General features: G+C 64.2%; 29 protein-coding genes and 2 tRNA genes. 7 read left to right on the top strand and 24 right to left on the bottom strand.

Annotated elements, in window-relative coordinates:
• Window positions 1-44 precede the first annotated feature (44 nt).
• From DEIPE_RS11510 to DEIPE_RS11445, 14 genes are all read right to left on the bottom strand, one after another.
• A complete protein-coding gene (locus DEIPE_RS11510; protein WP_015236140.1) occupies window positions 45-722 on the bottom strand; it encodes a V-type ATP synthase subunit D in 678 nt (225 codons plus the stop codon).
• Between the two features lie 95 nt (window positions 723-817).
• Window positions 818-2,236, bottom strand: coding sequence for a V-type ATP synthase subunit B (locus tag DEIPE_RS11505; protein ID WP_015236139.1), 1,419 nt, complete (start codon window positions 2,234-2,236; stop codon window positions 818-820).
• Complete coding sequence (locus tag DEIPE_RS11500; protein ID WP_015236138.1) at window positions 2,233-3,987, bottom strand: V-type ATP synthase subunit A; 1,755 nt, start codon at window positions 3,985-3,987, stop codon at window positions 2,233-2,235. The genes DEIPE_RS11505 and DEIPE_RS11500 overlap by 4 nt, the downstream gene beginning before the upstream one ends.
• Window positions 3,988-4,097: 110 nt before the next feature.
• A complete protein-coding gene (locus DEIPE_RS11495; RefSeq protein WP_015236137.1) occupies window positions 4,098-4,445 on the bottom strand; it encodes a V-type ATP synthase subunit F in 348 nt (115 codons plus the stop codon).
• 181 nt (window positions 4,446-4,626) lie between these two features.
• Entirely contained in the window at window positions 4,627-5,610 is a 984-nt protein-coding gene (locus DEIPE_RS11490) for a V-type ATPase subunit (protein ID WP_015236136.1), read from the bottom strand.
• Between the two features lie 10 nt (window positions 5,611-5,620).
• Window positions 5,621-6,178 carry a V-type ATP synthase subunit E gene (locus tag DEIPE_RS11485; protein WP_015236135.1) on the bottom strand — a complete coding sequence of 186 codons (558 nt, stop codon included), beginning with the start codon at window positions 6,176-6,178 and terminating at the stop codon, window positions 5,621-5,623.
• A 3-nt stretch (window positions 6,179-6,181) separates the two neighbouring features.
• Window positions 6,182-6,496 (bottom strand): V-type ATP synthase subunit K, encoded by a 315-nt coding sequence (locus DEIPE_RS11480; protein ID WP_015236134.1) that lies wholly within the window; start codon window positions 6,494-6,496, stop codon window positions 6,182-6,184.
• Between the two features lie 90 nt (window positions 6,497-6,586).
• On the bottom strand, window positions 6,587-8,566 hold the full coding sequence (locus DEIPE_RS11475; protein WP_157448844.1) for a V-type ATP synthase subunit I: 1,980 nt from the start codon (window positions 8,564-8,566) through the stop codon (window positions 6,587-6,589).
• Window positions 8,563-8,880 carry a V-type ATPase subunit subunit G family protein gene (locus DEIPE_RS11470; protein WP_041230859.1) on the bottom strand — a complete coding sequence of 106 codons (318 nt, stop codon included), beginning with the start codon at window positions 8,878-8,880 and terminating at the stop codon, window positions 8,563-8,565. Before DEIPE_RS11470 ends, DEIPE_RS11475 begins: the two co-directional genes overlap by 4 nt.
• A gap of 347 nt (window positions 8,881-9,227) precedes the next feature.
• Window positions 9,228-10,547 carry an ammonium transporter gene (locus DEIPE_RS11465; protein WP_015236131.1) on the bottom strand — a complete coding sequence of 440 codons (1,320 nt, stop codon included), beginning with the start codon at window positions 10,545-10,547 and terminating at the stop codon, window positions 9,228-9,230.
• A 20-nt stretch (window positions 10,548-10,567) separates the two neighbouring features.
• On the bottom strand, window positions 10,568-10,945 hold the full coding sequence (locus DEIPE_RS11460) for a P-II family nitrogen regulator (protein WP_015236130.1): 378 nt from the start codon (window positions 10,943-10,945) through the stop codon (window positions 10,568-10,570).
• Window positions 10,946-11,184: 239 nt separating this feature from the next.
• Complete coding sequence (locus DEIPE_RS11455) at window positions 11,185-12,231, bottom strand: M42 family metallopeptidase (RefSeq protein WP_015236129.1); 1,047 nt, start codon at window positions 12,229-12,231, stop codon at window positions 11,185-11,187.
• A gap of 48 nt (window positions 12,232-12,279) precedes the next feature.
• Window positions 12,280-12,924 (bottom strand): aminoacyl-tRNA hydrolase, encoded by a 645-nt coding sequence (gene pth, locus DEIPE_RS11450; RefSeq protein WP_015236128.1) that lies wholly within the window; start codon window positions 12,922-12,924, stop codon window positions 12,280-12,282.
• Window positions 12,925-12,934: 10 nt separating this feature from the next.
• Window positions 12,935-13,339 carry a hypothetical protein gene (locus DEIPE_RS11445; protein ID WP_015236127.1) on the bottom strand — a complete coding sequence of 135 codons (405 nt, stop codon included), beginning with the start codon at window positions 13,337-13,339 and terminating at the stop codon, window positions 12,935-12,937.
• A 183-nt stretch (window positions 13,340-13,522) separates the two neighbouring features.
• Between DEIPE_RS11445 and DEIPE_RS11440 the strand changes: the two genes are divergently transcribed.
• From DEIPE_RS11440 to DEIPE_RS11430, 3 genes are all read left to right on the top strand, one after another.
• Window positions 13,523-14,017 (top strand): DUF1999 domain-containing protein, encoded by a 495-nt coding sequence (locus DEIPE_RS11440; RefSeq protein ID WP_015236126.1) that lies wholly within the window; start codon window positions 13,523-13,525, stop codon window positions 14,015-14,017.
• A 54-nt stretch (window positions 14,018-14,071) separates the two neighbouring features.
• Window positions 14,072-14,245 carry a hypothetical protein gene (locus DEIPE_RS11435; protein ID WP_052326786.1) on the top strand — a complete coding sequence of 58 codons (174 nt, stop codon included), beginning with the start codon at window positions 14,072-14,074 and terminating at the stop codon, window positions 14,243-14,245.
• 252 nt (window positions 14,246-14,497) lie between these two features.
• Window positions 14,498-14,794, top strand: coding sequence for a DUF503 domain-containing protein (locus DEIPE_RS11430; protein ID WP_015236124.1), 297 nt, complete (start codon window positions 14,498-14,500; stop codon window positions 14,792-14,794).
• A gap of 69 nt (window positions 14,795-14,863) precedes the next feature.
• Here DEIPE_RS11430 and lepB read toward each other — a convergent pair whose 3' ends face one another.
• Window positions 14,864-15,628, bottom strand: a complete 765-nt coding sequence (gene lepB, locus DEIPE_RS11425) for a signal peptidase I (protein WP_015236123.1) — start codon at window positions 15,626-15,628, stop codon at window positions 14,864-14,866.
• Between the two features lie 249 nt (window positions 15,629-15,877).
• Here lepB and DEIPE_RS11420 point away from each other — a divergent pair, with 249 nt between their 5' ends.
• On the top strand, window positions 15,878-16,630 hold the full coding sequence (locus DEIPE_RS11420; protein ID WP_041231450.1) for a serine/threonine-protein kinase: 753 nt from the start codon (window positions 15,878-15,880) through the stop codon (window positions 16,628-16,630).
• A 25-nt stretch (window positions 16,631-16,655) separates the two neighbouring features.
• On the opposite strand, the gene DEIPE_RS11415 is transcribed toward DEIPE_RS11420, so the two are convergent.
• The 6 genes from DEIPE_RS11415 to queF form a co-directional block, all read right to left on the bottom strand.
• Entirely contained in the window at window positions 16,656-17,138 is a 483-nt protein-coding gene (locus DEIPE_RS11415; protein ID WP_015236121.1) for a single-stranded DNA-binding protein, read from the bottom strand.
• 180 nt (window positions 17,139-17,318) lie between these two features.
• Window positions 17,319-17,786: a hypothetical protein gene (locus tag DEIPE_RS11410; protein WP_015236120.1), complete on the bottom strand. Its 468-nt coding sequence runs from the start codon at window positions 17,784-17,786 to the stop codon at window positions 17,319-17,321.
• 149 nt (window positions 17,787-17,935) lie between these two features.
• Window positions 17,936-18,643, bottom strand: a complete 708-nt coding sequence (queC, locus tag DEIPE_RS11405; RefSeq protein ID WP_041230858.1) for a 7-cyano-7-deazaguanine synthase QueC — start codon at window positions 18,641-18,643, stop codon at window positions 17,936-17,938.
• Window positions 18,643-19,335 carry a 7-carboxy-7-deazaguanine synthase QueE gene (locus DEIPE_RS11400; RefSeq protein WP_015236118.1) on the bottom strand — a complete coding sequence of 231 codons (693 nt, stop codon included), beginning with the start codon at window positions 19,333-19,335 and terminating at the stop codon, window positions 18,643-18,645. The genes queC and DEIPE_RS11400 overlap by 1 nt, the downstream gene beginning before the upstream one ends.
• A 40-nt stretch (window positions 19,336-19,375) precedes the next feature.
• A complete protein-coding gene (locus DEIPE_RS11395; RefSeq protein WP_015236117.1) occupies window positions 19,376-19,786 on the bottom strand; it encodes a 6-pyruvoyl trahydropterin synthase family protein in 411 nt (136 codons plus the stop codon).
• 9 nt (window positions 19,787-19,795) lie between these two features.
• The gene (gene queF / locus DEIPE_RS11390) at window positions 19,796-20,278 is read right to left on the bottom strand and encodes a preQ(1) synthase (protein WP_015236116.1); all 483 of its coding nucleotides are present in this window, start codon (window positions 20,276-20,278) and stop codon (window positions 19,796-19,798) included.
• Window positions 20,279-20,727: 449 nt separating this feature from the next.
• Here queF and DEIPE_RS11385 point away from each other — a divergent pair.
• From DEIPE_RS11385 to tig, 3 genes are all read left to right on the top strand, one after another.
• Window positions 20,728-20,804: transfer RNA gene (locus DEIPE_RS11385), tRNA-His, on the top strand.
• A 61-nt stretch (window positions 20,805-20,865) separates the two neighbouring features.
• Window positions 20,866-20,950, top strand: a tRNA-Leu gene (locus DEIPE_RS11380).
• A gap of 118 nt (window positions 20,951-21,068) precedes the next feature.
• Entirely contained in the window at window positions 21,069-22,445 is a 1,377-nt protein-coding gene (gene tig, locus DEIPE_RS11375; protein ID WP_015236115.1) for a trigger factor, read from the top strand.
• A 76-nt stretch (window positions 22,446-22,521) separates the two neighbouring features.
• On the opposite strand, the gene murA is transcribed toward tig, so the two are convergent.
• From murA to DEIPE_RS11360, 3 genes are all read right to left on the bottom strand, one after another.
• Window positions 22,522-23,811: a UDP-N-acetylglucosamine 1-carboxyvinyltransferase gene (gene murA / locus DEIPE_RS11370; protein WP_015236114.1), complete on the bottom strand. Its 1,290-nt coding sequence runs from the start codon at window positions 23,809-23,811 to the stop codon at window positions 22,522-22,524.
• Between the two features lie 269 nt (window positions 23,812-24,080).
• Window positions 24,081-24,317, bottom strand: a complete 237-nt coding sequence (locus DEIPE_RS11365; RefSeq protein ID WP_015236113.1) for a ferredoxin — start codon at window positions 24,315-24,317, stop codon at window positions 24,081-24,083.
• Window positions 24,318-24,478: 161 nt separating this feature from the next.
• Window positions 24,479-25,264 (bottom strand): nucleotidyltransferase family protein, encoded by a 786-nt coding sequence (locus DEIPE_RS11360; RefSeq protein WP_015236112.1) that lies wholly within the window; start codon window positions 25,262-25,264, stop codon window positions 24,479-24,481.
• Window positions 25,265-25,282: the final 18 nt, after the last annotated feature.

Here is a 25,282-nt window from a genome sequence, read left to right as displayed (position 1 = left end):
AAAAGACAGGACCCTACAAAGGGGTCCTGTCTGGCCGCTCGCGCTCAATCGGCAGCAGTATTGCTCAGGCTGCCCTGCGCCTGTGGCTTGGCGGCCTCGTCGGCTTCGCGCTCCAGCTTCGCCTTGATCTTCTTGAGGCGGAAGCTTTCTTCGCGTTCACGCTGGTCGAGCACACCACGGATAAAGCGGATGTCGTCCTGAATGCCGGGGACGACCACCTGCTCCAGGGCGTTCACGCGGCGGGAGGTCTTCTTGATTTCCTCGCCGATGCGGCGCAGCTTCGTTTCGGTCGCGGCGACGCGAATAACGGCGCCCATCACGCGCTGAAAGTCCTCGGCGGCCTGAATGGTGCGCGCGCCGACCGTGATGGGGGAAAAGCTGGCGTTGTTCTTCGCGTCGGGCAGTTCGATGCGCGGCACCTTCACGCCGTACACGCTCTCAATCTGCATGTTGACGCTCAGTTCGCCGCCCTGCGCGAGCGAGAGGCTCTCGACCGCTTCGGGGCTGTCCCAGGCTTTGGCGCCGAACAGCGAGACGTAAGCGCCCTTGCTGACGCCGCTGAGTTCCTCGCGGGCGCTCAGGGCGTCCTTCACGAGCGCGAAAAACTCACCGATGAGGGCGTCGCGCTTGCGCTTCAGGAGTTCCGCGCCGTTGTTCGCCAACTTCAGCTGCGCCTTGGAGGCGAGCAGCGCGGTGCGGGTGGGGCTGATTTGTCCGGCCATAGTTCCTCCAGGAAGAAAATGCTAGGGGTGAAGGGACGCCGTTCTCGTGAAAGTGTACAGGACGGCGCCCGGCACCCCTAGGACTCGGCTTCCTTTTAAACCCCCATGCTCCGCCCGCCGCGCCACATGTCGTCAAGTTTCTGTCCGTAGAACTTGTCGATGGAATCCTTGGAAAGGCGGGTGAGCTGAGATTGCGGCAGCTTGGACAGGATGCCCCACGCCACGGTCAGGCTGTCCTCGATCGAGCGGTCCGCGTCGCCCTGACCGATGAAGTAGGTCTCAAAGTCATCGGCGAAGCGCAGGTACAGCTTGTCGGTCTCGGTCAGGGCGTCCTCACCGGTGATCGCGACGAGCTTGCGCAAATCGAGGCCGTTGGCGTAGGCCGCGAACAGCTGGTCGGAGACGTTCTTGTGATCGGCGCGGGTCTTGCCCTTGCCGATGCCGTTGCCCTGCAGGCGCGAGAGGCTGGGCAGCGGGTTGATCGGCGGGTACACGCCCTTGGCGTTCAGCGCACGGTCCACCACGATCTGGCCTTCGGTGATGTAGCCGGTCAGGTCGGGGATGGGGTGCGTGATGTCGTCGTCGGGCATCGAGAGAATCGGGAGCTGCGTGACGCTGCCCGGCTTGCCTTCCACCACGCCGGCGCGCTCATAGAGCGACGCCAGGTCGGTGTACATGTAACCGGGGAAGCCGCGCCGTCCGGGAATCTCTTCGCGCGCGCCGCCGATTTCACGAAGCGCTTCGCAGTAGTTCGTGAGGTCGGTCAGGATAACCAGAACGTGGTAGCCGTGCTCGAACGCTAGGTACTCGGCGGTCGTGAGCGCCATGCGCGGCGTCAGGATGCGCTCGACGGTCGGATCGTCAGCCTTGTTGAGGAACAGGACCGAGCGCGCCAGGGCACCCGTGCGCTCGAACTCCTGGGTGAAGAAGCTCACTTCGCGCTGGGTCAGACCCATCGCGGCGAACACTACCGCGAAGTCACCTTCGTGGCCGGGCACTTTGGCCTGACGCGCGATCTGTGCGGCGAGTTCGTTGTGCGGCAGACCCGAGCCCGAGAAGATCGGGAGTTTCTGGCCGCGGATCAGGCTGGTGTTCACGTCGATGGTGCTGATGCCCGTCTGAATGAACTCTTCGGGCTTGGCGCGCGACGCGGGGTTCATGGCCTGACCGTTGATCGACAGGCGCTTGTCGGCCACCACGGCCGGGAGGCCGTCGATGGCGCGGCCCAGACCGTCGAAGCGGCGGCCGATCATGTCCTTGCTGACGCCCAGACGCGCGACGTCCTCGACGAGGCTCACGCTGGCCGTGGCAAGGTCGAGGCCACGGGTGTCCTCGAAGATCTGGATGACGGCGTGCTCGTTGCTGACGTCGATGACCTGTCCACCGCGAATGCGTCCGGCGCCGTCACGAATTTCGACGATGGCGTTGTAGGCCAGGTCGGCGGCAGCGTTCACGAACAAGAGCGGGCCGGAGATATACGCGACGTCGTTGTATTCCTTCTTGAGAAGGGTCATGCGCGGACTCCCTTGAAGGTCGTGTCGAGGTCGTTCAGGACGCTGTCACGGTACGCCTCGAATTGATCTTCGGGCGTGTAGCGCGCGCGGCTGAGGCGCTCGATCACGGGGTTCTGGATGATTTCGTCGATGGTGGAGCCCGACTGGAGGGCCTGCATGGCGCTGTCGTAGAACTTCAGCATCATCTTCATCAGGCCGTAGTTCTTGGGCATCGAGGCGCTGGCGTCGACGGGGTCGAAGCCGTTCTGCTGCAGGAAGTCCTGCCTGAGCATCCGGCCCGCTTCGATCACCAGACGCTCGTTGTCCTGCAGCGCGTCGGGACCGACCAGCTGCACGACTTCCTGCAGCGAGGCTTCCTGCTGCAGGATGTTGCCGATGCGCTGACGCAGTTCCGGGTAGTCAGAGCCGACGTTCTGGCGGTACCAGGAATCCAGGATCGGCGTGAACAGCGAGTAAGAGCCGTTCCAGTTGATGGCCGGGAAGTGACGGCGGCGCGCCAGGCCCGCGTCGAGACGCCAGAACGCGCCGGTGATGCGCAGGGTAGCCTGCGTGACGGGCTCGGACATGTCGCCGCCCGCGGGGCTCACGGCGCCGATCACGCTGACCGCGCCGTCTTCACCGGCCAGGGTCCGCACGGCGCCGGCACGCTCGTAGAAGGCCGCGAGGCGCGCGCTGAGGTAGGGCGGGTAGCCTTCTTCGGCGGGCATTTCCTCGAGGCGCGAGGAAATTTCACGCAGCGCCTCGGCCCAGCGGGAGGTGCTGTCGGCCATCAGGGAGACGCTGTAGCCCTGGTCGCGGAAGTACTCGGCGAGGGTGATGCCGGTGTACACGCTGGCTTCACGCGCCGCCACGGGCATGTTGGAGGTGTTGGCAATCAGGATCGTGCGGTGCATCAGGGGACCGCCGGTCTTGGGGTCTTCGAGCTCGGGGAATTCGACCAGCACGTCCGTCATTTCGTTGCCGCGCTCACCACAGCCGACGTACACCACGATGTCGGCGTTGCCGTACTTGGCGACCGACTGCTGGGTCACGGTCTTGCCGCTTCCGAAGGGACCGGGAATCGCGGCGGCGCCGCCCATCACGAGCGGGAACAGCACGTCGAGAATGCGCATGCCCGTGAGGAAGGGCAGGCTGGGGTCCTTCTTGAGCGCCACGGGACGCGGGGCGCGCACCGGCCAGTAGTGCGCCAGACGCAGCTGGGTACCGTCTTCGAGCGTGGCGATGACGTCGTCGATGGTGTACTCGCCGGCGTCCACGATCTCGCGAATGCGGCCCTTCTTGTCCGGGGGCGTCAGGATCTTGTGAACAAACGAAAACTCGGGCACGGTGCCGAGAATCGAGGAGCCGCTCACCTCGTCGCCCGCCTTGACGGTGGGCGTGAAGGACCACTTCTTGGTGCGGTCGAGGCTCGAAACCTCAATGCCGCGCGCGATGAAGTCACCGGAGGCTTCGCGGATCTTGTCGAGCGGGCGCTGGATGCCGTCGTAGATGCCGTTGAGCATGCCGGGGCCAAGCTCGACGGAGAGGGGCAGGCCGGTCGTGACGACCGGTTCACCGACGGTCAGGCCGGAGGTGTCTTCGTACACCTGCACGAAGGCGGTGTCACCTTCGAGACGGATGATTTCACCGACGAGGCGTTCGTTGCCGACGCGCACGATGTCGAACATTTTCATGCCGTACGTGCCGTGGGCAATGACCGCCGGACCGGAGATGCGCTCGATGACACCGGTTTTGTTGGTGGTCTGGGTCATTGGGGGTACTCCTTGAGAAAGCGGATCAGCGATCAGCGGTCAGCCGTCAGAGGCTTGTGCGAAAGCTGGGCGAAAGCGGACTGGAGGCTGAATACCGGTCGCTGACCAGCTTAGAGCTTGATGTCGAAACCGATGGTGTCGCGCACCAGCTTGCCCATGTAAGCCTTGGCGTCCACCGTCTCGGTGGAGAAGGCGTCCCTCAGGCTCGGCACGGGCAGGATGATGGGAAGGTCACGCCCGCGCATGGCGCGTGAGACGGCCTGCTGTGGATCGCTGAGCAGGCTGGTATCGACGGCAACCAGGCCGTAGCGGTTGCTGGTCACCAGGGTTTCCAGTTCCCGTGCGGCGTTCTCGCTCGTCGCGACGATCACTTCCACGCCCGCGAGGCGGTAGCCGGTGGCCGTCTCGCTGTCGGCGAGCACGGCCACCCGGTGGGTATTGGCCTGGGTCTGGGTCACAGCGCACTCCGTTTCCGCTGAACGGCAGAATGACGCTGCCGTTCAGCTCCACCTTCGGCGCCGTGAGCACAATTCCTACTCCCCGCCCCGACTACGCGGTCAAAACTGCTTCTGACCGCTGGGCGGTTCGCTCCGCTCGCCTTTGCCCACGAAAAACACATGGTCAAAGTGGACTTCTTCGTCATTCTGAAGCCACCTCCCGCCTGAGCTGCTCGGCGGGCAAGCCGTAGAACTTGCCGCGTCCGATCAGGCGCAGCTTGGCGATCTCGATTTCCTTGCGGCGCAGAAAGTCCACCGCAACGCCGACGCCCAGCGGGTCTCCCATGGCGACGTCACGCGCGGCCGTATCGATCAGGCGACGGGCGGCGGTTTCGGCTTCTTCCAGCGTGGGCGCTTCCACGATCGGCGCGAGGTCCCCCGCGCCGGTGGCGTCCCCGCTCGCGAGCCGCGGGAAATCCGCCGCGCTCAGGGAACGCCCACCGGGCACGAACAGGCTCGCGTCGGGAGTCTCGCCGCGCATCGCACGGGCGGTGAGCACGTTGTTGATGTCGATCTCACGCGCGAGGTAGCGGCGCAAGCTGCTGCCCCGCGCCACCCGCAAGGCCCCACGGTAGTAGCCCTGGTCGAGGGTGACTTCGAGGTCGAGCAGGCGCCCGGAGGCGTTGTAGGCCCCGACGCCGGCGCGGAAGGACCGCGCGAGCGGGTGGCCGCTGAGGGTGATGGCCTGGGTGGCGCTCGCCAGGTCACCGCTGTTGGCGGCGGCCGTGAGGGCGCTGGTCTTGAGGGTGCCGCCCGGCACGAGGCTCGCCAGAATATCCTCGGCGCTGCGCCCGGTCGTGAGACCGCGCGCCAGCGTCTTGAGGTTGTTCAGGTCCCACTTTTGCAGCAGGATCCCGATTTCGTCGCGGGCTGTGCCGTCGGCGAGGTGCACGACCTTGTTGGCGGTCGTGAAGAAGTTGCGTGACAGGGCCGCGTCGAGTTCAGCGAGGCCCGCACCTTGCGCGGTGGCGTCACCGAGGTCGGCGCTGAGTTCGCTTTCGCTCAGCACGCGCAGAAACTCCGGGTAGCTTTGCGCGCCGAGGGCCGCATCAAGCATGCGCCCGTCGAGCAACTTGGTGCGCATCACCTTGATACGCGCGTTGATGTAACCGTAGTCGTCGGGCAAAGGGCGTCTCCTATTCCGCGAGCATGCGCGCGACTTGCGGCGCGATGCTCTCCCGTACACGCGCGAGGCGTCCGAGCAGGGTGTTGGTGACGCCGCTCTTGCCGCCACGCGTGATGCCGCGCACGCCTCCCTCGATGGCGGGGTTTTCCCGCACTTCGAGGTCCGGAGCGACTTCACGGGCGATGGCCGCTTCGCGCGGATTGACTTCGATCGCCTCGACGGTGCCAAGGGTGCTGCGCACCTCACTGATCAGGCGCGAGAGGATTTCGCGGTACTCGGGCGCACTCGTCACGCCGCGCAACTGCTCGGCGGCGAGATCGAAGGCGCGCTGCAAACCGGTGTCGCTCGCGCTCAGGCGGGCGGCCGAGACTTCCAGGTTGGCCCCGGAGCGGGCCCGCACCAGGCCCGCCTGCAGCTGCCCGTCGAGGGTACGCTTCTGGCTTTCCACCTGGGCCTGCGCACGTTCCTGCGCGGCCCGGATGATCTCCTGGGCGCGGGCGCGCCCTTCGGCGCGGATTTGCTCGATCTCGGCACGCGCCTCGTTTTCGAGAATCGTGTCCAGTCGCATGGATTAAGCAGCCAGACCGGGGATGAGGAAGGCGATCAGCAGGCCGAAGATCACGAGGGTTTCGGGAATCACGACCAGAATCAGCATCTGACCGAACTTGCTGGGGTCTTCGGCGATGGCGCCCGCGGCGGCAGCGCCGATGCGGCCCTGCGCAATGCCTGCACCGATGGCGCCCAGGCCGATGGCCAGACCCATGCCGACGCCCAGCAGACCACGGCGAATGCCGTCATCGGCGAGAGCAGTGGCGGCGCCGGCTTCCTGAGCGAAACCGAAGGAGACGAGGGCCAGAGCGAGCAGGGCAACGAGGTACTTGAACATAGGATTCCTCCGAGGATTTTTTCGAAACTTCACGTCTGCGTGAAGTTTTGCGAGCACAAAAGCTGAGAAGGCGAAGGGGAAAGCACCGGGTTAGCGGTCGGTACTGAGGCGGCGGAAGGGCGAGTAACGGCGTCCCGAGCCTTCGTAAAAGCCGGTGCGCGTGAGGAACTCGACGTAGTTGAGACGCAAGGGTTGCAGCACGTGACCGATGATGGTGAAGAGCACCGCGATCACGTGAATCAGCAGGCCGACGATGATGCCGAGCACCGCGCCGATGGGACCGTACAGCTCGTACAAACTCCAGCCGGTGTCGGTGGCAAGGCGCGCCAGCACCGCCGAGGCCAGACCGACCGCGAAGAGTCGGCTGTAGGAGAGCAGGGCGCCCCCGTTGGAGATCAGCTCCAGAATCATCAGCGGCACGCGCGCCATCACCAGGCCCAGCAGGAACACCGCGAAGCCGAGGTACATGATCAGGTTGAGCGGATTGCCGACGTTGCCAAGAACACCGAAGCCGCCCTGCAGGTACTGATAGCTCAGGAAAATCAAACCGATCAGGCCGCCCAGCATGCCGATGGCTTCCCACATGTGGTGCTTGTGACCGTGGCGGGCGGTGAGCTGAATGCGGATCAGCCAGGCCCAGATGACCTGAATGATGCCGAAGGCCAAACTCACGACCAGCACCACCGACACGAAGCTGGTCTCGAGGCGGGGGAACAGGATCGGAATCAGCCCGCCCTCACCATGACCGGGAATGTAGAAGACGTGCATGTGTTCGAGCAGGGTGCCGAAGAACTCTCCGGTGAGAAAGCCCCACAGGATGCTCCAGCCCGCCATCCACTTCACGATGTACGCGACGTTGCCGAGGGTGACCGGCGGAACGGTCACGCCCATCAGGCCGATCACCAGCGGGCGGCCCGCGCGCGCCATGTTGGCCAGGGTGATGCCCAGCCAGAGCAGCAACAGCCCGTAGGCAATGTCGGCAATCACAAAGCCGAAGAAGAAAGGAAAGAAGACCCCGATGATGGGCGTCGGGTCGAAGGTGCCGTAGCGCGGCGGTGGGAAAAGGCCCAGCAGCGGTTCCATGCGCTGGAAGTATCCGCGGTTTTTGAGTTCAACCGGAACTTCCTCACCGTGATGCTCGTCGGCGGGCGTGAGTTCGTAGCTCACGGCGTCGCCAAAACCGTCCAGGGTGCTGCGCAGGGCGGGCACGCGGTCGTCGGGCACGAAGCCGCGCAAGACGATGCTGTACTTGCCGCGCGCAGCGAGGCCTTGCACGTCATACACCGCAACCTGGTCCACCAGGGCGTCACGCGCCGCGAACAGGCGCGCGCCGTGCTGTTCGGCGAGCTGCGTGCGTTGTGCTTCGAGGCGCTGCAGCTGCTCGTCGCCGCTCTTGGCCACAACGGCCAGTTCACTGGCCGCCTGAGAGAGCGGCATGCCTTCAAAGCGTCCCGGAAGGCGCAGTTCGCCGATACGGGCCTTGCCCAGTGCGGCGCGCGCCTTGTCGCGTTCACGCGCAAGCGCCACAACGACGCCCGCGGTGACGTTGCCGACCACGCGGGTATCCAGGGCGAAGCGTTCCTCGAGGTCCTGGCGAAGCACGCGTTCGAGCTCGCCGACCCCTTCGTTTTTGGGCAGCACGAAGGGCAGCACCGCCATGCGGCGGCTGCGGTCGAGACCCGAGGCAAGCTCGGCGAGGGCGCGCACGACATCACCATAGGTACGTGCGGCGTCCACGTCGGCGCGCACATCGCCGAGTTCACGGGCGAGCTGCGCACTGGGCGCGGCCGCAACTTCCACGGCGCTCTCCCACTCGTCCTCACCGACGCTCGGCAGCGCGCCCAGCGGGCGGCGCAGACCAAGTTCGGCGATGGTGGACTCGGCGCGGGCCAGCAGACGCTCGGCGGTTTTGCGCTCGTCGCTGCTTCCTCCCGCCACGGCCGAGCTGGCCAGTGGACCGGAGGAAAGCGGAACGACGTGCATCACACCCGCGTCCTGCAGGGCGGTCACCAGGGTCTGGGCGTCGCGCCTGCGCCCGACGATCAGCACCTGCTGCATCTTGTTGATCAAGGCAACACCGCCCTCAGAATGGTCTCGACCGCTTGTGCGAGCTTGCCTTCACTGCGCGTCTGGGCGGCGTGCACCTCGCTTTGGGCCTCGGTTTGGGCCCGCTCGCGAATCTCGGCGCTTTGACGGGCGAGCACTTGCTCGAACTCGGCTTGCATGGACTGCAAGTCCGCTTCGGCCTGACGCATGATACGCGCGGCCTCCGCTTCGGCAGCCTCGACTTCACGAGCGGCTTCGAGGCGGGCGGCTTCGATCTGCTGATCGAGCGCCTGCTCGCGGCTGGCGAGTTCACTCAGAATACGACTTGAGGCGTCCAAATTGCTCCTCCTTTCTTTCTTGATGCACGGTCTCCACTTGGCACGGTTTCCGTGGTTCATGGCGCCTCACCCGCAAAGGAGGTGGGGCGCCGGGGGCGAAGCCCGAAATATGCTTTGAAAGCTCGATGTGAGTAAGGACAATCAAGCTCGGGCAAATAGTACCATAACGGCCAATCCCTGGTGAGAGGGACAATCATCCTCCGGGACGATGAACACGAGAAAAAAGAAGGGTAGATACGCACTGTTTCTGTCCAGCGTCCCGCCTGAACACAGTAAAAAATCGGTAAAAAGCAGGACTCGCCCAGGCGAGTCCTGCGAGCAACGAAGCTGCCATCCTTATGTTTTTCTTAATCGCCACCCAACAACACCGGAGCGCCCAGTGGGCCTTCGTCATCACTGTACCCCTGCTCCTGATGGGCGCTGATGTCGATGCCCGTCATTTCCTGGTGAGCACCCAGACGTAAGCCTCCGGTCAAAGCGCCAACCAGTTTCAGCAGCAGGAACGAACCGAGCCCGACAAAGGCGATGGTGGCAAGCACACCGGTCGCCTGCACCCACAGTTGCGCCCAGTTGCCGTCCAGCACGCCAGATCCGGCCTCGTTGTAGGCGCTCTGTGCGAACACGCCGGTGAGTATCGCGCCGACGATGCCTGCCACGCCGTGGCAGGCGAACACGTCGAGCGCGTCGTCGGTCTGAAAGCGGTGCTTGAGCTGCACAGCCCAGAAAGACGCCGTGGCCCCGAGCGCACCGATCAGCAGGGCCGAGAGCGGGCTCACAAAGCCACAGGCCGGCGTGATGGCGACCAGACCGACGACCATGCTGGTCGCCGCGCCCACTGCCGTGGGCTTCTGATCCCGCACGCTTTCCCAGGCAAGCCACACCAGCATGGCGCTGGCCGTGGCCACGCTCGTCGTCACGAAGGCCAGCGCCGCCGTTTGGTTGGCGCCGAGCGCACTGCCGGCGTTGAAACCAAACCAGCCAAACCACAGCAGGCCCGCGCCGAGCAGCACGAACGGCACGCTATGAGGCACGGCGGTGCGCTTGACGCTCGCCATGCGCGGGCCGAGCATCAGCGCCGCCACGAGGGCCGCTACCCCGGCAGAGATGTGAATCACCGTACCACCTGCAAAGTCGAGTGCGCCTTCCTTGAAGAGCCAGCCGTCGGCACTCCAGACCCAGTGCGCCAGAGGCGAGTAGATCAGCAGGGACCACAGGGCGATGAACAGCACGAACGCCCCGAACTTCATGCGGTCCACGACCGCCCCACTGATGAGGGCGAGCGTGATGATGGCGAACATCGCCTGAAAAATCGCAAAGACGTACGCGGGAATGCTGCCGCTCAGTTCACCTGCCAGTCCGGCAAAGCCGACGTTTTTCAGGCTGCCGATCAAGGCGTTGCCGCCCTCGCCGAACGCCAGGCTGTATCCGGCCAGCACCCACGACACGCCACCCACCCCGAGGGCAATGAAGCTCATCATCATGGTATTCAGAACGCTTTTTCCGCGCGTCAGACCGCCGTAGAAAAAGGCCAGGCCAGGGGTCATCAGGAACACCAAGGCGGCCGCCACCAGCATAAAGGCAGTGTCGCCCGTATCGAGGATCGGCGTGGCGGCGAAAGCCGTGCTGAGCGTGCCCAGCAAAGAGAGAGGAAGTGCGAGTCGCTTCATGTCCGGGCTCCTTGGGTCGTTCATTTGAGGACGGGCTGACGCTTGGTTTCGTTCACGGGGGTCAGGGCTTCGTCGTCCTGCTCTCCGGTCCGAATGCGCACCACGCGGTCGAGGGTCTGCACGAAAATCTTGCCGTCACCGACTTCGCCGGTGTGGGCGGCGCGGCGAATGGCTTCGATGGCCACGTCGACGAAGGGTTCACTGACCGCCATCTTGAATTCGACCTTTTCGCGGAACTCGATCACGACGCGGCTGCCTCGGTAGTGCTCGATGATTTCCTGCTCGCCGCCGTGTCCACTGACCCGGGTCAGGGTCACGCCAGAAATTCCGGCCTGAAAGAGCGCTTCCTTGACCTGTTGCACGCGCTCAGGCCGCACGATCGCGGTGATCAGCTTCATAACACCCCTCCTGAAGAGAGCGTAGACGGACGATCCCGGCCTGTCAACGCGATTTGTGCAACTTGTCCAGGTTTTTTCGTACGTCTTGCACGATTTATGGATCTACATAGAGTATTTTCTGGCTTTCTCTGCAATTTGTCATCATCAACCTAAACAGTGCCTGACCGCCCTACCAGACCCTCAGGCACAAAGACACGCCGCCCCGTGCGGCATCGGGGCGGCGTGTCTTTGTCAGGCGTTCAGTGTTTGAGATAAGCGACGAGCAGGTCCAGGGTGGCCTGCAGGTCCTTTTTGTGGACACTTTCCACCACGGTGTGAATGTAACGCGTGGGCAGGCTGAGGGTCACGCTTGGCACTCCACCACGCGAACGCTGAATGGCGCCCGCATCGGTGCCGCCCAACGGCAGAACCTCCAGCTGGTAGGGAATGCCGTTGGCTTCGGCCAGGGCGATCATCTCGTCGACCAGGAAGCGCGTGGAGATCATGCTGCCGTCGAAGAGCTTGATGCCCACACCCTCTCCGGCCTTCGAAACGGCCTCGTCAGGCCCCACGCCGGGGGTGTCGACGGCCAGGGTCACGTCGAGAGCCACACCCAGGTCGGGCTCGACACTGTACGCCGCGACCACCGCACCGCGCAGGCCGACTTCCTCCTGGGTGGAAAACACCGCATACACGTCATGGCGCGGCGGCGTGTCCTGCAGCGCGCGCAGTGCCTCGATCTGCACGAACACGCTGGCGCGGTCGTCCATCGCCTTACCGGTCGCCAGGTCGCCGACCTCACGAAATGCCTGATCGAGCGTGACACTGTCTCCCACCCGCACGCGCCGCCTGACTTCCTCTGCGCCCAGACCGAGGTCCACGAAGAATTCGCGCAGTTCGGGCACTTTCTTGCGGTCCTCTGCCGACGCGATGTGCACCGGGCGCCCGCCCGGAGTGAGAATGCCCGGCAGCTCTCCCCCGTTCGTCCAGACCTTGACGTTGCGCGCAAAGAGGTTACGGGTATCGAAGCCACCCAAATTCTGCAGGCGCAGGTAGCCTTGATCGTCGATGAACTTCACCATGAAACCGATTTCGTCGAGGTGTGCCGAGAGCATCACGCGCAGGCGTTCACCCTCGGGCGCCGTTCCACGCTTCAGGGCGATCAGGTTTCCCAGGGCGTCCTCGCGCAGCTCATCGACCAGGCCCTCGATTTCGGTGCGCACGAGGTCACGGGCATGCTCTTCACGGCCAGGCACACCGTCGATTTCCGAAAGCCGACGCAGCAGATCCAAATTGAGTTGTGTCACCGGGCAAGAATACGGCAAGAAGCGCCGAGTACAACCTCAAGCGAAACCTTAACTCCCAGATGACTCTCCGGTTGCCGCAGCGTCCCGAGCCGCTGCGGCAATCTTTTCGGGAGTGGGAGGCTTCGGCCGAAGGTCCGTGCCGTTGAAGGCCCGCTGCGCTTCGAGCAGGCCACTTTCGGCCCAGATCGCGGCGGCGCGCGTTCCCAGATCGATGAGCGTGCGCAAGGTGGCTTCTTCTTCCGCGCGCCATTTGGACAGCACCCAGCCGCTGACATCCCAGCCGGGAGGCGGACGAGAAATTCCGATCTTCAGGCGGGCAAAGTCCTCGCTCCCCAGGCCCCGGATGATGTCCTTCAGGCCGTTCTGACCACCCGAGCGTCCTCCCAGGCGCACTTTCAACAATCCGAACGGTGAATCGAGGTCGTCCTGAACGACCAGCAGGTCGCTCAGCGCCAGCTTGTAAAAACGCACGAGCGGCACGACTGCCCGGCCCGAGGTATTCATGAAAGTCTGCGGCTTGACCAGCAATACTTTTTGTGCTCCCAGCCGCACTTCACACACCTCGGCATCCCGGTCTTTGCGCCAGGTCTGCTCTCCCTGCCGGGCCAGTTCGTCCACGACCAGCCAGCCGACATTGTGACGCGTCGCGGCGTATTGCGCGCCGGGATTGCCCAGCCCGACGATCAGCTTCAAGCGGCGTTCCTCACGCTTCGAGGCCCCGGACGAGTTCACGCCAACGCTGCTCGGTTTCGCGCACGTCGGGCAGATGCCGGGCGCGCTCGTAGCCGGCACGAAACTCGCCGAAGCGCGTATCGAGCGGGCTGAACAGCGCCCCCAGCGCCTGCCGGACGTCCTGCACATGACGCTCCGAGAGGGGCTCTTTACGGTCGATCACCTCGTCGAGGGTCGCCATCAGGCCCGACAGCGGACGCAGCCACTGAAAGTGCGGATCGTTCAGGACGAGTCCCCACAGGGCAATCGGGCCGGCGATGGTGCCTCCCTGGGCCTCGTATTCGCGTTTGGCCTGGTCCAGCAGGGCCGCGTGAAAGTGCCGCAGGGCCGTCGCGAGGGACTTGAGGTGCGTGCGAGTCGACGCGTCACTGGTCATAGGGCAAATGATAGTGCCGCCGTGCGATCTGATGCTGCAACGTCAGGCAAGCACGCCATCACCGAGTCCTCACGGCAAAAACCGTCCGGCTGGCGGCGGGCCAGCCGGGCCCTGCCCGGCGCCAACAGGGCCTCGCAGTCAGGACGGTCACGGAACTGCGACAGAACTGTGTAGTCTCCTGTCATGCTGTACCGCGCTTTCACTCCCGCCGATTTTGGTCCCCTGGTGGACCTCGACCTGACCGTCCTGCGCCGCGAAGATCCTCTCTTTGACACCCTGAGCGAGCGCGAACGCGAAGGGCGCGTGCGCACCTCCCTGGCGGCCCTGCGGTTTTACGAGCGCAGCGAGCACTCTTTCGTGGCCGAGGAGGATGGGGAACTGCGCGGCGCCATCTTTGCCCAGAGCGTCTGGCAGGGCGACCGGCCCACCGTGCTGGTGACCCGGCTGTGGCTGGCACGCCCGGCGGACGCCGACGTGACTTCCGGACTGCTGCGCGCCTGCTCGAAAAGTGCATACGACGCGGCCATCTACGAACTTCATCTGGGAGTTACGGCTGAGCTGCAAGAAGGCGCGGCACGTGAACACTTTCGCGAGCAGGGGGTATATGCGGTGCGCCTTTTGGGATCACGGGCGGACTCAGCCCCAGGCCGTGAAATGAAACGTCATCATGAGTCATGAAGGAAGCCTTAAACTGAAGCGGTGAATACTCGTGTACTGATTGGCGTGCGGGGCATGACGAAGGAAGCTGGCGAGCGTATCTCCTCGCTGTTGCTGGCCCAGTCAGGCGTCACAAAAGCCATCCCCGATGATGGACAGATCGAGGTGCATTACGATCCCTCGCAGCTTACGGTGATGGACCTGCTCCGCACCGTCCGTGGCCAGGGCTTTCTGGCCGGCATGCTGTAAGTCGCAACAAACCTGCCGACGTTCGTGCATCCAGCGAAGGATAAGCGCTTTCGCTGGATGTTCTGACTGGCCTACACGACGTTTTTTCCAGCCCGGCCGATCCTGGATCGGCCGGAGTCGGTCGTACCTGGGCTCGTCAGTTGCCTTCGATCGCCCACTCCTGCACGACACGGTGTCGCCGCTCAAGTCCCTGCTCACGGCAACGTGGCGTGGCGGCACTTGCCCTCGACCACTTTGCTTTAGTGTCGGTGCATGTTGGGTTACATCGGAACGTACACCTGCCGCCTGGAAATGCCGTGGGTGGACAACCTGAAGGAAAAGCGCGCGCTGGTCCGTCCTGTGGTCGAACGTCTCAAGTCACGCTTTCCCGTGTCGGTCGCGCGTCTTGACGGCCTTGACAGCCACGATTGGGAAGTGATCGGGGCGGTGACCATTTCGAGCGATCCTCAGTGGATCGAGGAAACCTTGCATAAGGTTGCCGAGTTCGTCGCGGGCAACGGCGAGTACCGGGTCACCGACGAGACCTTTGACGTGCTGCCCCTGGAGTGATCCGGCCTGGCAGCCGAGAGGCAGGGACAACTTCGTCCCTGCCTCTCGCTCATTTCTGTTTGTCCCAGCTCAGCGGACGTTGAGTTCCCGAAAGGCGGGGGGGCGGCTCAGCAGACGCCAGTTGAGCTTGCTCTCGCCGCTGTAGGTGACGTAGCGATCCGGGGACGCGCCGGCGAGGTCGCAGTTGTAGCTCGCGTTTTCCTGTCGCATGATCGGCCACACCACCATGGCGGCGCGTCCGGCGATGTCCCGCATGGGCACCGGGCCGAACAGGCGGGAGTCTTCGCTGCCCGTCGCCGTGCGGTTATCGCCCATCAGAAAGTAGTGACCCTGAGGCACGGTGAATTCCTGCTGTGTTTCGACGATGCCCTGCACGCCACTCTGAACGTTGACGGCGATTTCGCTCTCGGTGTCCCAGCAGCCCTGCTGCTGCCAGTAATCGGTGGTGAAGCTGCCGTTCAGCCGCTCACCATTGACAAACACCACCCCATTCTCGATTCGCACGGTGTCTCCCGGCAGGGCAATCAGGCGTTTGATCAAAAAGGGGCGGAAGTTCCACAAACCCAGAAAGCTGCGCGTACCCGCTTCGGCAGGCGGCTTGAACACCAGAATGTCACCGCGCGAGAAATCTCCGATGCCGGCCTTGTGCAGCCAGGTTTCATATTTGGGGACCAGCACCCGCTCGTGATGGCGCAGATTGGGCATCATGCTCACCCCGTCCACGCCGACCAGGGTGGCGATGAACTGCGTGATCACCACGGCGAACACGATCGGTTCGAGCAATTCGCGCCACAGGCGTTGCAGGAAAGAGGGCTTGGCTTTGGGTTGCGTCATGAATCTCCTTTGTCCCCCGGAAGCATAGCAGCCCCGGATGTGGGGGCGCCGTCCGGTGAGCGCCAAACTTCCCCTTCAGGCACGCCGCTTTCATGGCGGGGCGCGCTGCAAGTCAGGCACAACCACACCGGCGACTCCAGGCACCCTCGCCCCGGAGCACACGCCGAACGCACCCTGGCTGGAGTCGACAGACCCATGGGCCTGTAAAGTCTGCATCAGCGCCGCGTGATCTGGTATACCGTGAAGCAGATGCCGCTTGCCGGAACGCTCGTTGACGGGCGCTATCGTCTGGTTCGTCCGCTGGGACACGGGGCGAGCAGCGTCGTGTATTTTGCGGTCGGCACCGACGGCCTGCCTTACGCAGTCAAGCTGTTTCCGCCGGAGCTTTCAAGACGGGCCGAACGCGAGTACGACACCGCCGCGCACCTGGTGCACCCGCGCATCGGGCAGGTTCACAAACGCGTGCAGATCGAAGGGCGGCCCAGCCTGATTCTCAGCTTTGCGCGGGGACGGGTACTGTTTCAGCGCTATACACAGCGTCCCGCGCTGCAAACCGAGCGCAAGCCGTACCTGCTGACCCTGGCGCACGTGCTCGAAGCACTCGCTTACCTGCACGGGCACGGACTGGTACACCGCGACCTCAAACCCGAAAACATCATCGTCGACGGCGATGGCAGTGCCAAAGTGGTGGATTTCGATTTGTCCGGCCCGATCCGCGAGAATTTCGGCACACCCGTCCGTATCGGCACGCTGGCCTTTCAGTCTCCCGAAGCGACGCGCGGCGAGCCGCTGGGCACCGAGAGCGATCTGTACGGCGTGGGTCTGCTGCTGTACTGGGGACTGCACGGCGAGTTGCCCGAGGAGGGCGCGCCACTGCCGCCTTCCCCGGACCCGCTGGATGCGCTGCGCGTTCAGCTGATGATGCCCGAACGCGAGCAGCGCCTCGCGTCGGCCGCCGAGGCCCGCCGGCAACTTCTGCAACTGGCGGGCCTGCCCTACTGACCCAGGACGGGCCCAGACCGGAGCGTCAGCGGCGCCGGACCGGCTGCCCGGCCCCACGCACCGGCAGGCTCGCTTCACCGGGCAGGGCGTAATTGGGATTGCGGCGTCCGCTGCGGAAGATCGCCAGCGTGACGTATTCGATGTCGCCGTCACTTTTTTCGCGCAGGTGCTCGGGATCGGTGGGACGCGCGCCGCGTGAGTACTTCACGGCAGCGGGCAGGCGCAGCTTTCGGGTGTCGACTGCCGCCAGCTCCCGCCGCTTCCAGACCGAACCACGGCAATACACTGCTTCTTCTCCGTCTTCCAGCACAAATTTCCGTCCACCGAGAAGCGACCAGTCGAAATCGGCCTCATTGTCGAGCGGGAACTGAAATCCACCGGCGGGAACGTCACCGGAGTACCAGCCCTGTTTTCCATAGCGCCGCTGAACGTCCAAAAGCGTTTCGGGGCCTTCAACATCGACGGTGACCTTGGCCCCGAGGTCCGTGGTGAATTCAATGTGTAACATCCTACCTCCCTTACGCAAATAGCGTAACATATTGTTCGGCCGGTCGCGTCCCAAGAGGTGCACGACGATCCTCGGAGGCGCGCCCTTCGTGGCGCCTGCTTTGAACTCTCCGGTAGACCTGGACCGCTCAGCAGACGCCAGGAGGAATGAAGTGGGTCTGCCCGTTTCCGCGCCGCCCGGTCAGGGAACGGTGACGCGGACCGTGACGGTCGTTCCCGCACGCGGATCGGTGGACATCGCGTCGAGGGGCTCAGGCCAGCCGCTGACGTGCACTTTGGCGGTCACCTCGATGTCCTGTGACCCACGCGCCGGAACACCGTGCACTCCCGGCTGCGGCTGCCATGTCGTCTGGAAACGGATATCGCGCAGGTTGCTCACCCGTTGCGCTTCGAGCAGCGTGCCCCCCACGAAATAGTCCACGCCCTCGACCGGATAGCCGGTGCAGCGCTCCCCCGCCAGCGGCGTGGTGACCTCGATCGTCACACGCTCACCGGACTTTGCCTCGGTTGGCGAGACAGACAGCGTCGGAACGACGAACACCGCCGGACACACCTCATCCGGCGGCGCTGCCGGGGCGCCACACCCTGACAAAGTCAGCACCAGCACGCTGCTCAACAGCAGGTTTCCCTTTCGGCGCCCCGGGGTCATGTCTCAGTCTGGACGGGGCACGTGCGGGCAGGCTGAAGGCACGGTGAAAGCAGTAAAGCTGTTTTCACCGTGCCTTCAAGTCGAAGAGCGAGGAGCAGCCGGGTCCGCCGCAGCCTGAACCTCCAGGGCAGCATGCGATTCTTTATCGATCACAAGCCAAGCCGGGCGCGTCCCTGGCGGGACGCCAGTTCTCCGTGACCGGCCTCGATCAGCGCCTTGTCCCGGATGCGGCAGCTGTCGCACACGCCGCAAGGTTCCTCGCCGCCCTGATAGCAGCTCCAGGTCTGCTCGATCGGCACACCCAGCTCCAGCGCGGCCCTGACGATGTCGGTCTTGGTCATCATCACCAGAGGAGCAACGAGTCGCGCACCACGTCCCTCCAGTCCACTTCTGGTCGCCAGGTCCGCCAGCCTCTGGTAGGCCGCCAGGTACTCCGGCCGACAGTCCGGGTAACCGCTGTAATCCACGGCATTGATTCCCAGGTAGATGCACTCGGCGTCGATCGCTTCTGCCAGCGAGAGCCCCAGTGCGATAAAGACGGTATTGCGCCCGGGAACATAGGTGGGCGGAATCACGCCGTCCGGCGTGCCGTCCGTGGGCACGTCGATGCGTTCGTCGGTCAGGGCACTCGCACCCCACTGTGAGATGTTGATGTCCACCACCTGGTGCTGCGCTCCGAAATGCTGCGCGATACTCGCCGCGCATTCCAGCTCGACGGTATGCCGCTGCCCGTAACGAAACGACAGCGCGCTCACCTCGTAGCCGTCACGCCTGACGGCCATCGCCAGCGTGGTGCTGGAATCGAGTCCACCTGAAAGTAAAACCACCGCGCGTTTTGCAGGTGCTGCAGCCGTCATCAGTACCCCAGTTCTGGGTTGCCCCCCAGTGGAATGAGCGTCTTGACGCTGTTCGCATCAAGGTCGTCGGCCCGGTACAGCTTGTGCATCTGGTAGCCGGCGCGTAAACGGGGATTTTGCTTCACGGCCTCCGTGATGGCGTTCAGCACCCTGCGGTCGCGGTCGCGGGCCTTGCTCCACTCGGGGTGCAGCCAGATCACCGCGTCGTCGCGCAGGCCGCTCAGTGTCCTCAAGCCGGCGTCGATGTCCAAAACGTCGTGCACGATGATCTTGACTTCATCGGTCCGCGCGACGACCGAAGGCAACGGCCACGTTCCGAAGGGCTTTGGGGACAGCGTCACCCAGTCGATCTCGCCGCGCAGCTCGGCAATGCCGCTCGTTTCCAAGTGCACGGCGCGGCCCAAAGCGTGCAGTTCCCCCACCAGGGGAGCGAGGTCGAACAAGATCGGCTCGCCGCCGGTCACCACCACGACCGCACCCGAAGGGCTTTCGCGCTCCACGCCGGCCGCGATTTCCCGAGGCGTCATCAGCGAAACGCGCTCGGGGCGGAATTCCGTGTGCCAGGTGCCCGCACTGTCGCACCAGGGGCACGCCTGCGGGCAGCCGTACAGCCGCACGAAATAAGCAGCGCGCCCCAGGTGGACACCCTCGCCCTGCCAGGTATAGAAGCGCTCGTGAACCGGGTATTTCATGCCCGAGTCTCACGCGGAAGGCCGAGGGCAGTCTCGCTGCTCATTCCCAGTACTCGCAGGCGCTGTCGGGCGTTTCCCACACGGTGACCTTCAGCTGCAGGTCCGCACCGTCGTCGCCCGCTTCCAGGGCCTCGCGCACGCGCTGCAGGGTGTGGCAGTGAATGAACTGCGCGATCACCTCGGCCGTGGTGTCATCGCCCAGTTCGGCAATATCGTTCAGGTAGGCGTGGTCGAGTCCGCCCGCTTCCACGTCTTTTTTGGCCCACTTGAGGGTGCGGTAATCGGCGACCATGATGTTGCGCTTGACATGCGCGCTGGGCCGCAGACGCCCGGACTGCAGCTCCAGGCGTACCCGGTAGGTGTGGCCGTGCAGCCGCCCACAGGGACCGTCGTAGCCGACGATGGTGTGGGCGCTGTCAAAGGTGAATTCGGTGCTGAGCTTCCAGGGCACGCTTAACTTCTACTTTCTGCGCGCCGCGTCGTCTGCCGTATAGCGTGCGGTCACCACGGTATTGATTCCGCCACGCACCCCGTAATCGCAGGTGATGGTCATGCTCAGCGGATCGAGCAGCTTCACGAGGTCGGCCAGCACCCGGCGCGTGGCGTGCTCGTGGTAGATTCCCACAAAGCGGTAGCTGGTGAGGTAGTACTTGAGGCTCTTGAGCTCCACACACTCCGCGCGCGGCACGTAGCGGATCTCCAGCTTGCCGAAGTCGGGCAGACCGCTCCAGGGGCACACCGGGCTGAATTCGTCGGTGGCGATCACGATCTCGATCGGCTCGCCCGGGTACACGCTGCGGTCGTCTTCGCGCACGTGCGCGAAGGTGCCGAGAACCTGCGTGTCGATGGCGTCGAGCCCCCGCACGTCGTAGCGGCGCTCGAAGCCTTGCTGCTGGGGCGCGGCCGTGCGGTTTTCCTGATTCTGGGGTTCTTGAATGGTCATGACAGTCTCTCCTGAGGCGCCGCCCTGCCACCTGCGCGCGCCAGGTGAACAAAACAGGTCCACCCGTCAAGAGTCTAGAGGGTACACGCCGCCCCCGGAGCTTGCCAGCTTACGGTTGAGCACGGAGCTGACCGAGCAAAAGGAGCGCAGACGAAACAAAACGCCGGTCATCCACGCCCGTTCGTACGCTCTCCGTGTGCTTGCGTCAAGCCGCAGGAAACCCCAGACTTCAACGTTGGCGCCCAAAACCCCGTCTGACGTGTCCGGGCGTCCGGCGAATCACCTCCGGATGTGGGGAGTGGATATCGTATTTTCCCCAGGCTTTTCTTGACAGGCCCGCCGTCACGACTTAGGATATTGAAGCCCCTTTGAGGGGTGGGGTTTCGGGCCGTTGGTGCGAAACCAGCGGGAGAAGGCGGCAGGACGAAGTTCACGCCGAACGGCGGATGGTGGGTTTAGCTCAGCTGGTTAGAGCGCCGCTCTGTGGAAGCGGAGGCCGTGGGTTCAAGTCCCATAATCCACCCCACAATTATTCCGGGTCGCGCGCAGTTCGTACGTCGGGGCCGCACGAGCTACTCTCCCAGCGGGCGAGGATGGCGGAACTGGTAGACGCGCTAGACTTAGGATCTAGTATCGAAAGATGTGAGGGTTCAAGTCCCTTTCCTCGCACCAACAGCGCAACGGCCCCATCGTCTGGGGCCGTTTTTTCGTATAAGGTAGTTCTTTGGCACGTGAGCCCCGGCAGTAACGCGGGAAAAGCACCAGCAGGACCAAGGCAGAATGGAGACGTATGGCAGAGCTGATCAAACGTGACGGCAACAAAGTAGAGTTTCGCGTAACCGTTCCGAAAGCGGACGTGCAGAGCGCGTACAACCAGGTCTGGAGCGCTGTATCGCGCGATGTGCGCGTGCCCGGCTTCCGCCCTGGCAAGGCGCCTCGCAGCGTGATCGAGAAGCGCGTCGGGCGCGGTTACATCGAAAGCGAAGTGCGTGATCGCCTGCTCGAGAATCACTACCCGCGTGCCGTGCGTGACCTGAAGCTCAACCTGGTCGACGCCGAGATTTCTCCCGCGTCCCTCAAGGAAGGCAACGACTTCGACTTCACGGTGAAAGGGGAAACTTACCCGGAAGTCAAGCTGCCGGAATGGAAGGGCTTTCAGCTCGCCGCGAGCGCCCCGGAAATCACCGACGATGTACTCGAGCGTACCCTTTCTGACCTGCAGGAACGCAACGCGACCTTTGAAAGCGTGGAGCGTCCTGCTGAGGGTGCGGACATGGTCACCATTGAGGAGCTCGGTGAGGAGGGTGGCAGTTACCCGATCTACCTCGACGTGGCCGAAGAGCACGTCCGCGCGGCCCTGACCGGCAAAAGCGTCGGTGACGAGGTCACCATCGAAGTGCCCGCGCACAGCCACGGCGACCACGAGCATCCCGCGCACAGTGTGCAGGTCAAGATCGTCGATATCAAGCACAAGCAGCTGCAGGAGCTGAATGACGAGTTCGCGAAGGGCCTCAACTTCGATTCGCTCGAGCGTCTGCGCACCGACCTGCGCGGTGAGCTGGAGCGCCGCGCCCGCCAGGAAGGCGACAACGCCCGCCGCGAAGAGTTCGTGACGCAGCTGACCGAGGGCATGACGGTGGACATCCCCGCCACGATGATCGACCGCCGTCGCGAAGCGATGCTGAGTGAAATTCAGGACGACCTCGGCCGTCAGGGTGTCAAGTGGGACGAGTACGAGACGTTCATGAAAGAGCAGGACAAACTCGATGATTTCATGAACGACCTGCGCAAGAACGCCGAGACCCGCGTCAAGCGTGATCTGGCGCTCGAGCAGCTCGCCGAGGACCTGAACGTCGGCATGACCCAGGCAGAGCTCGACGCCAACCTGAATTCGCTCGCACAGGCCAACCGCATGACGGTGCAGCAGCTGCGCAGTCAGCTTGGGCCGAACGGCCTGAACGGCTACTACGCCACCCTGGTGCGTGAAAAGGCACTCTCGCAGGCCGTGGCCCGACTGGGTGAAGCAGCCACGGCCAAGGCAGATCAGCCGCACGCTGCCGCCATCGAGGGCTCTCAGGAGCCCGTCGAGGAGCCGCTGCAGCAATCGGTCGACGAGGCCGAAGGTGCGCCGGACAGCAGCGAAGACCGCAACGAACAAAGCGAATGAATCAAGAGAAGCCCCGAGTGCGGGGCTTCTTCTCTTGATCAGAGGGAAGCCGGACGGACGCCTGGCTTCCCTCTGATCAGTCCATGGCCAGCGGCAGGGTGGCTTCGTGGTGCTGAACCTGCGCGCCCAGGGGGGTTAACCGCGCGGCCAGATCCTCGTAGCCCCGCTGCAGAAAGTGCACATTCTCAATCACGCTTTCACCTTGTGCGGCCAGCGCCGCCACCACCAGGGCCGCTCCCGAACGAATATCAGCGGCCTTGACCCGGGTGCCCCGCAGGGAGGCGCCGGTCACGACCATCACGTGGTCGGCCAGTTCGATCTGGGCACCCATGCGGCGCAGCTCAGCAACATGGGTGGTGCGGGTGTAGATCCGGTCCATCAGGATGCTGGTGCCCCGCACCGTGGACAGCAGCGCCCCGATGATGGGTTGCAGGTCGGTGGGGAAACCGGGATATTCGGTGGCGGTGACGTTGACGGCCTGCAGACGGTGCTGGCGTGCATCGACGCTCAGGGCAGTGCCATCCGGGTGCTCGGTGATGGTCACGCCGACCTCACGCAATTTGGCGCTGACGGCGCGCAAATGGGCGGTCCGGACGTTGGTGAGGGTAACCTGACCGCGTGTCGCGGCGGCAGCCAGCATCAGGGTGCCTGCTTCCAGGCGGTCGGGAATGACGTGGTATTCGCCGCCGCGCAGCTCCTTCACGCCACTCACGGTAATGGTGGCAGTGCCGGCCCCATGAATGTCGGCGCCCAGGGCGTTGAGAAAGTTCACCATGTCCACCACGTCGGTATCGGTCGAACAGTTTTCCAGCACCACCTGCCCTTCACCCAGCACGGCCGCCAGAATGGCGTTCTGTGTTCCACCCACGGTGAGCAGCTCGAAGAGGTAATTGCCGCTCAGGGGTGCAGGACGCACCACGTGGAACGCACCGTTGTTCTCGCTGACCCGCGCGCCCATCGCCCGCAGGGCTTTGAGGTGCTGATCGATGGGACGCTGACTGAACGTGCAGCCTCCGGGCTGCCCCAGGCGCGCTTCACCGGCGCGTGAAAGCAGGGCGCCCAGCAAGGTGAACGAGGCGCGCAGCTGCCCCACGAGTTCGGCGGGTGGCTGCACGGTCAGGATTTCAGGGGTGTGAATCACCAGGCTATGCGGGCCGATCCAGGCGTGCCGGGCCCCGATGGTGCCCAGGATACGCAGCAGGGTGTACACGTCGCTCAGTTGCGGGACACCGTGAACGGTGACGCTGTGGCGGGTCAGCAACGTGGCTGCCAGGATGGGGAGGGCTGCGTTTTTGCTGGGCTGAATGACAAATTCGCCGTGCAATGGCTGCCCACCCTGAATGACCAACAAACTTTCAGACGGCATCATGGCTCCTTGCCCCCGCGCCGAGAAGGAGCGCTTCGCCCGGGGAGCTGAGTATGTTGTGCGTCATACTCAGCTGAGTATAAAACGACCATACATGAGACGGTGAACGCTCAAGCTGTCCTGATCTTGTCAGGTGAAATCGAAGTCGCCCAGCAGTTGAAGCTTTATTTTCTTGTCGCAGGGTTCATATATTCCTGAATAAACCAAGAGCTTTTGCTGCGACGCAGCAAAAGCGTGGGTGCCTTTGGCACCCACGCTCACCCCTGAAATCAGAGGCCGAAGAATTCGCGGTTTTTGGCGATGAAGGGCAGCTGGTCCTGCGGGGTGTCTTCCTCGGGGTAGATGGCCGCGACCGGGCAGGCGGGCACGCAGGCACCGCAGTCGATGCACTCGTCAGGATGGATCAGGAACATCTCGCCCGCGTCGTAGATGCACTCCACCGGGCAGACTTCGGTGCAGCTCTGGTCCTTGACGTCGATGCAGGGGCTGGTAATCACGTGGGGCATAACGCACCCATTATGGTGGGCCTCCCAAGCGAAGGCAAGGACAAATTCCGACCGGACGCAGGCCAGCTTCACGCATGGGGCGCCCCAGGAAAGGCAGAAAGACCGGAACCCCGGAAAAAACAACCGGGCACCGCTCAGCTCAGTACCGGGCACCACTCAGCTCAGTCCGCCTCTGCCTTTCCTTGAGCCTTCTCGGGCAGCAGACGCGCCCGCACCAGCGTCAGGTCGGCCTCCTGATCCACGTCCACACCGATGGCCGCATGAGGGGTCACGAGCGCCCGCACCGGCACCCCGAGAATCTCTCCCACCCGCCGTTCCAGCTCCGCGACGCGCAGGCGTCCCACCAGCAGTTTCAGCAACACCGACCAGCCGATCAGACCGGCCAGGGCCACCGGCCGCTTGCGCATCGCGAACAGCTGGCGGATCTTCGGCAGGAACCGTTCGATCAATGCCGGGTCGAGCAGAAAGACGTTGCCCCCGGTAAAGGTCCCGTCCTGCAGACGGGCATAGGTTCGTCTGCCCCCGGGGAACGCCGCTTCGCACACCTCGCGGCGCACGATGGGATACACCAGCGCGACCTCCGGGGCGGCACTCAGGACGTCACGCAGCATGGTGCCGGTCATCAGCGGCACATCGGCGGTCACGACCAGCACCCGCGCCGATTCCGTGGATGAGGCCACCAGGGTCCTCACGCCAGCTTCCAGGTTGCCCAGCAGCGAGCCGCTGTCGGGTACCACCTCATCGACCAGGGCGCGCATGTCCGCATTGAGCGGTCCGACGTACACCACCCGCGCCACCCGCCGCGAGTCATGCAGCGCCTCCAGCACGTGTTGACCCATCGGTTTACCGGCCAGCTCGATCAGGGCCTTGACGCCCGCGCCATGGGCCGCGGGAAAAGGATCTCGGGCGTCGCCACCACCCAGGACAACGGCATTCCAGGCCTGCATGCCTTACGCTAGCAAGAT

Source organism: Deinococcus peraridilitoris DSM 19664, from assembly GCF_000317835.1.
GTDB lineage: Bacteria > Deinococcota > Deinococci > Deinococcales > Deinococcaceae > Deinococcus_A > Deinococcus_A peraridilitoris.
This window is presented reverse-complemented; position numbering and strand designations above follow the sequence as displayed.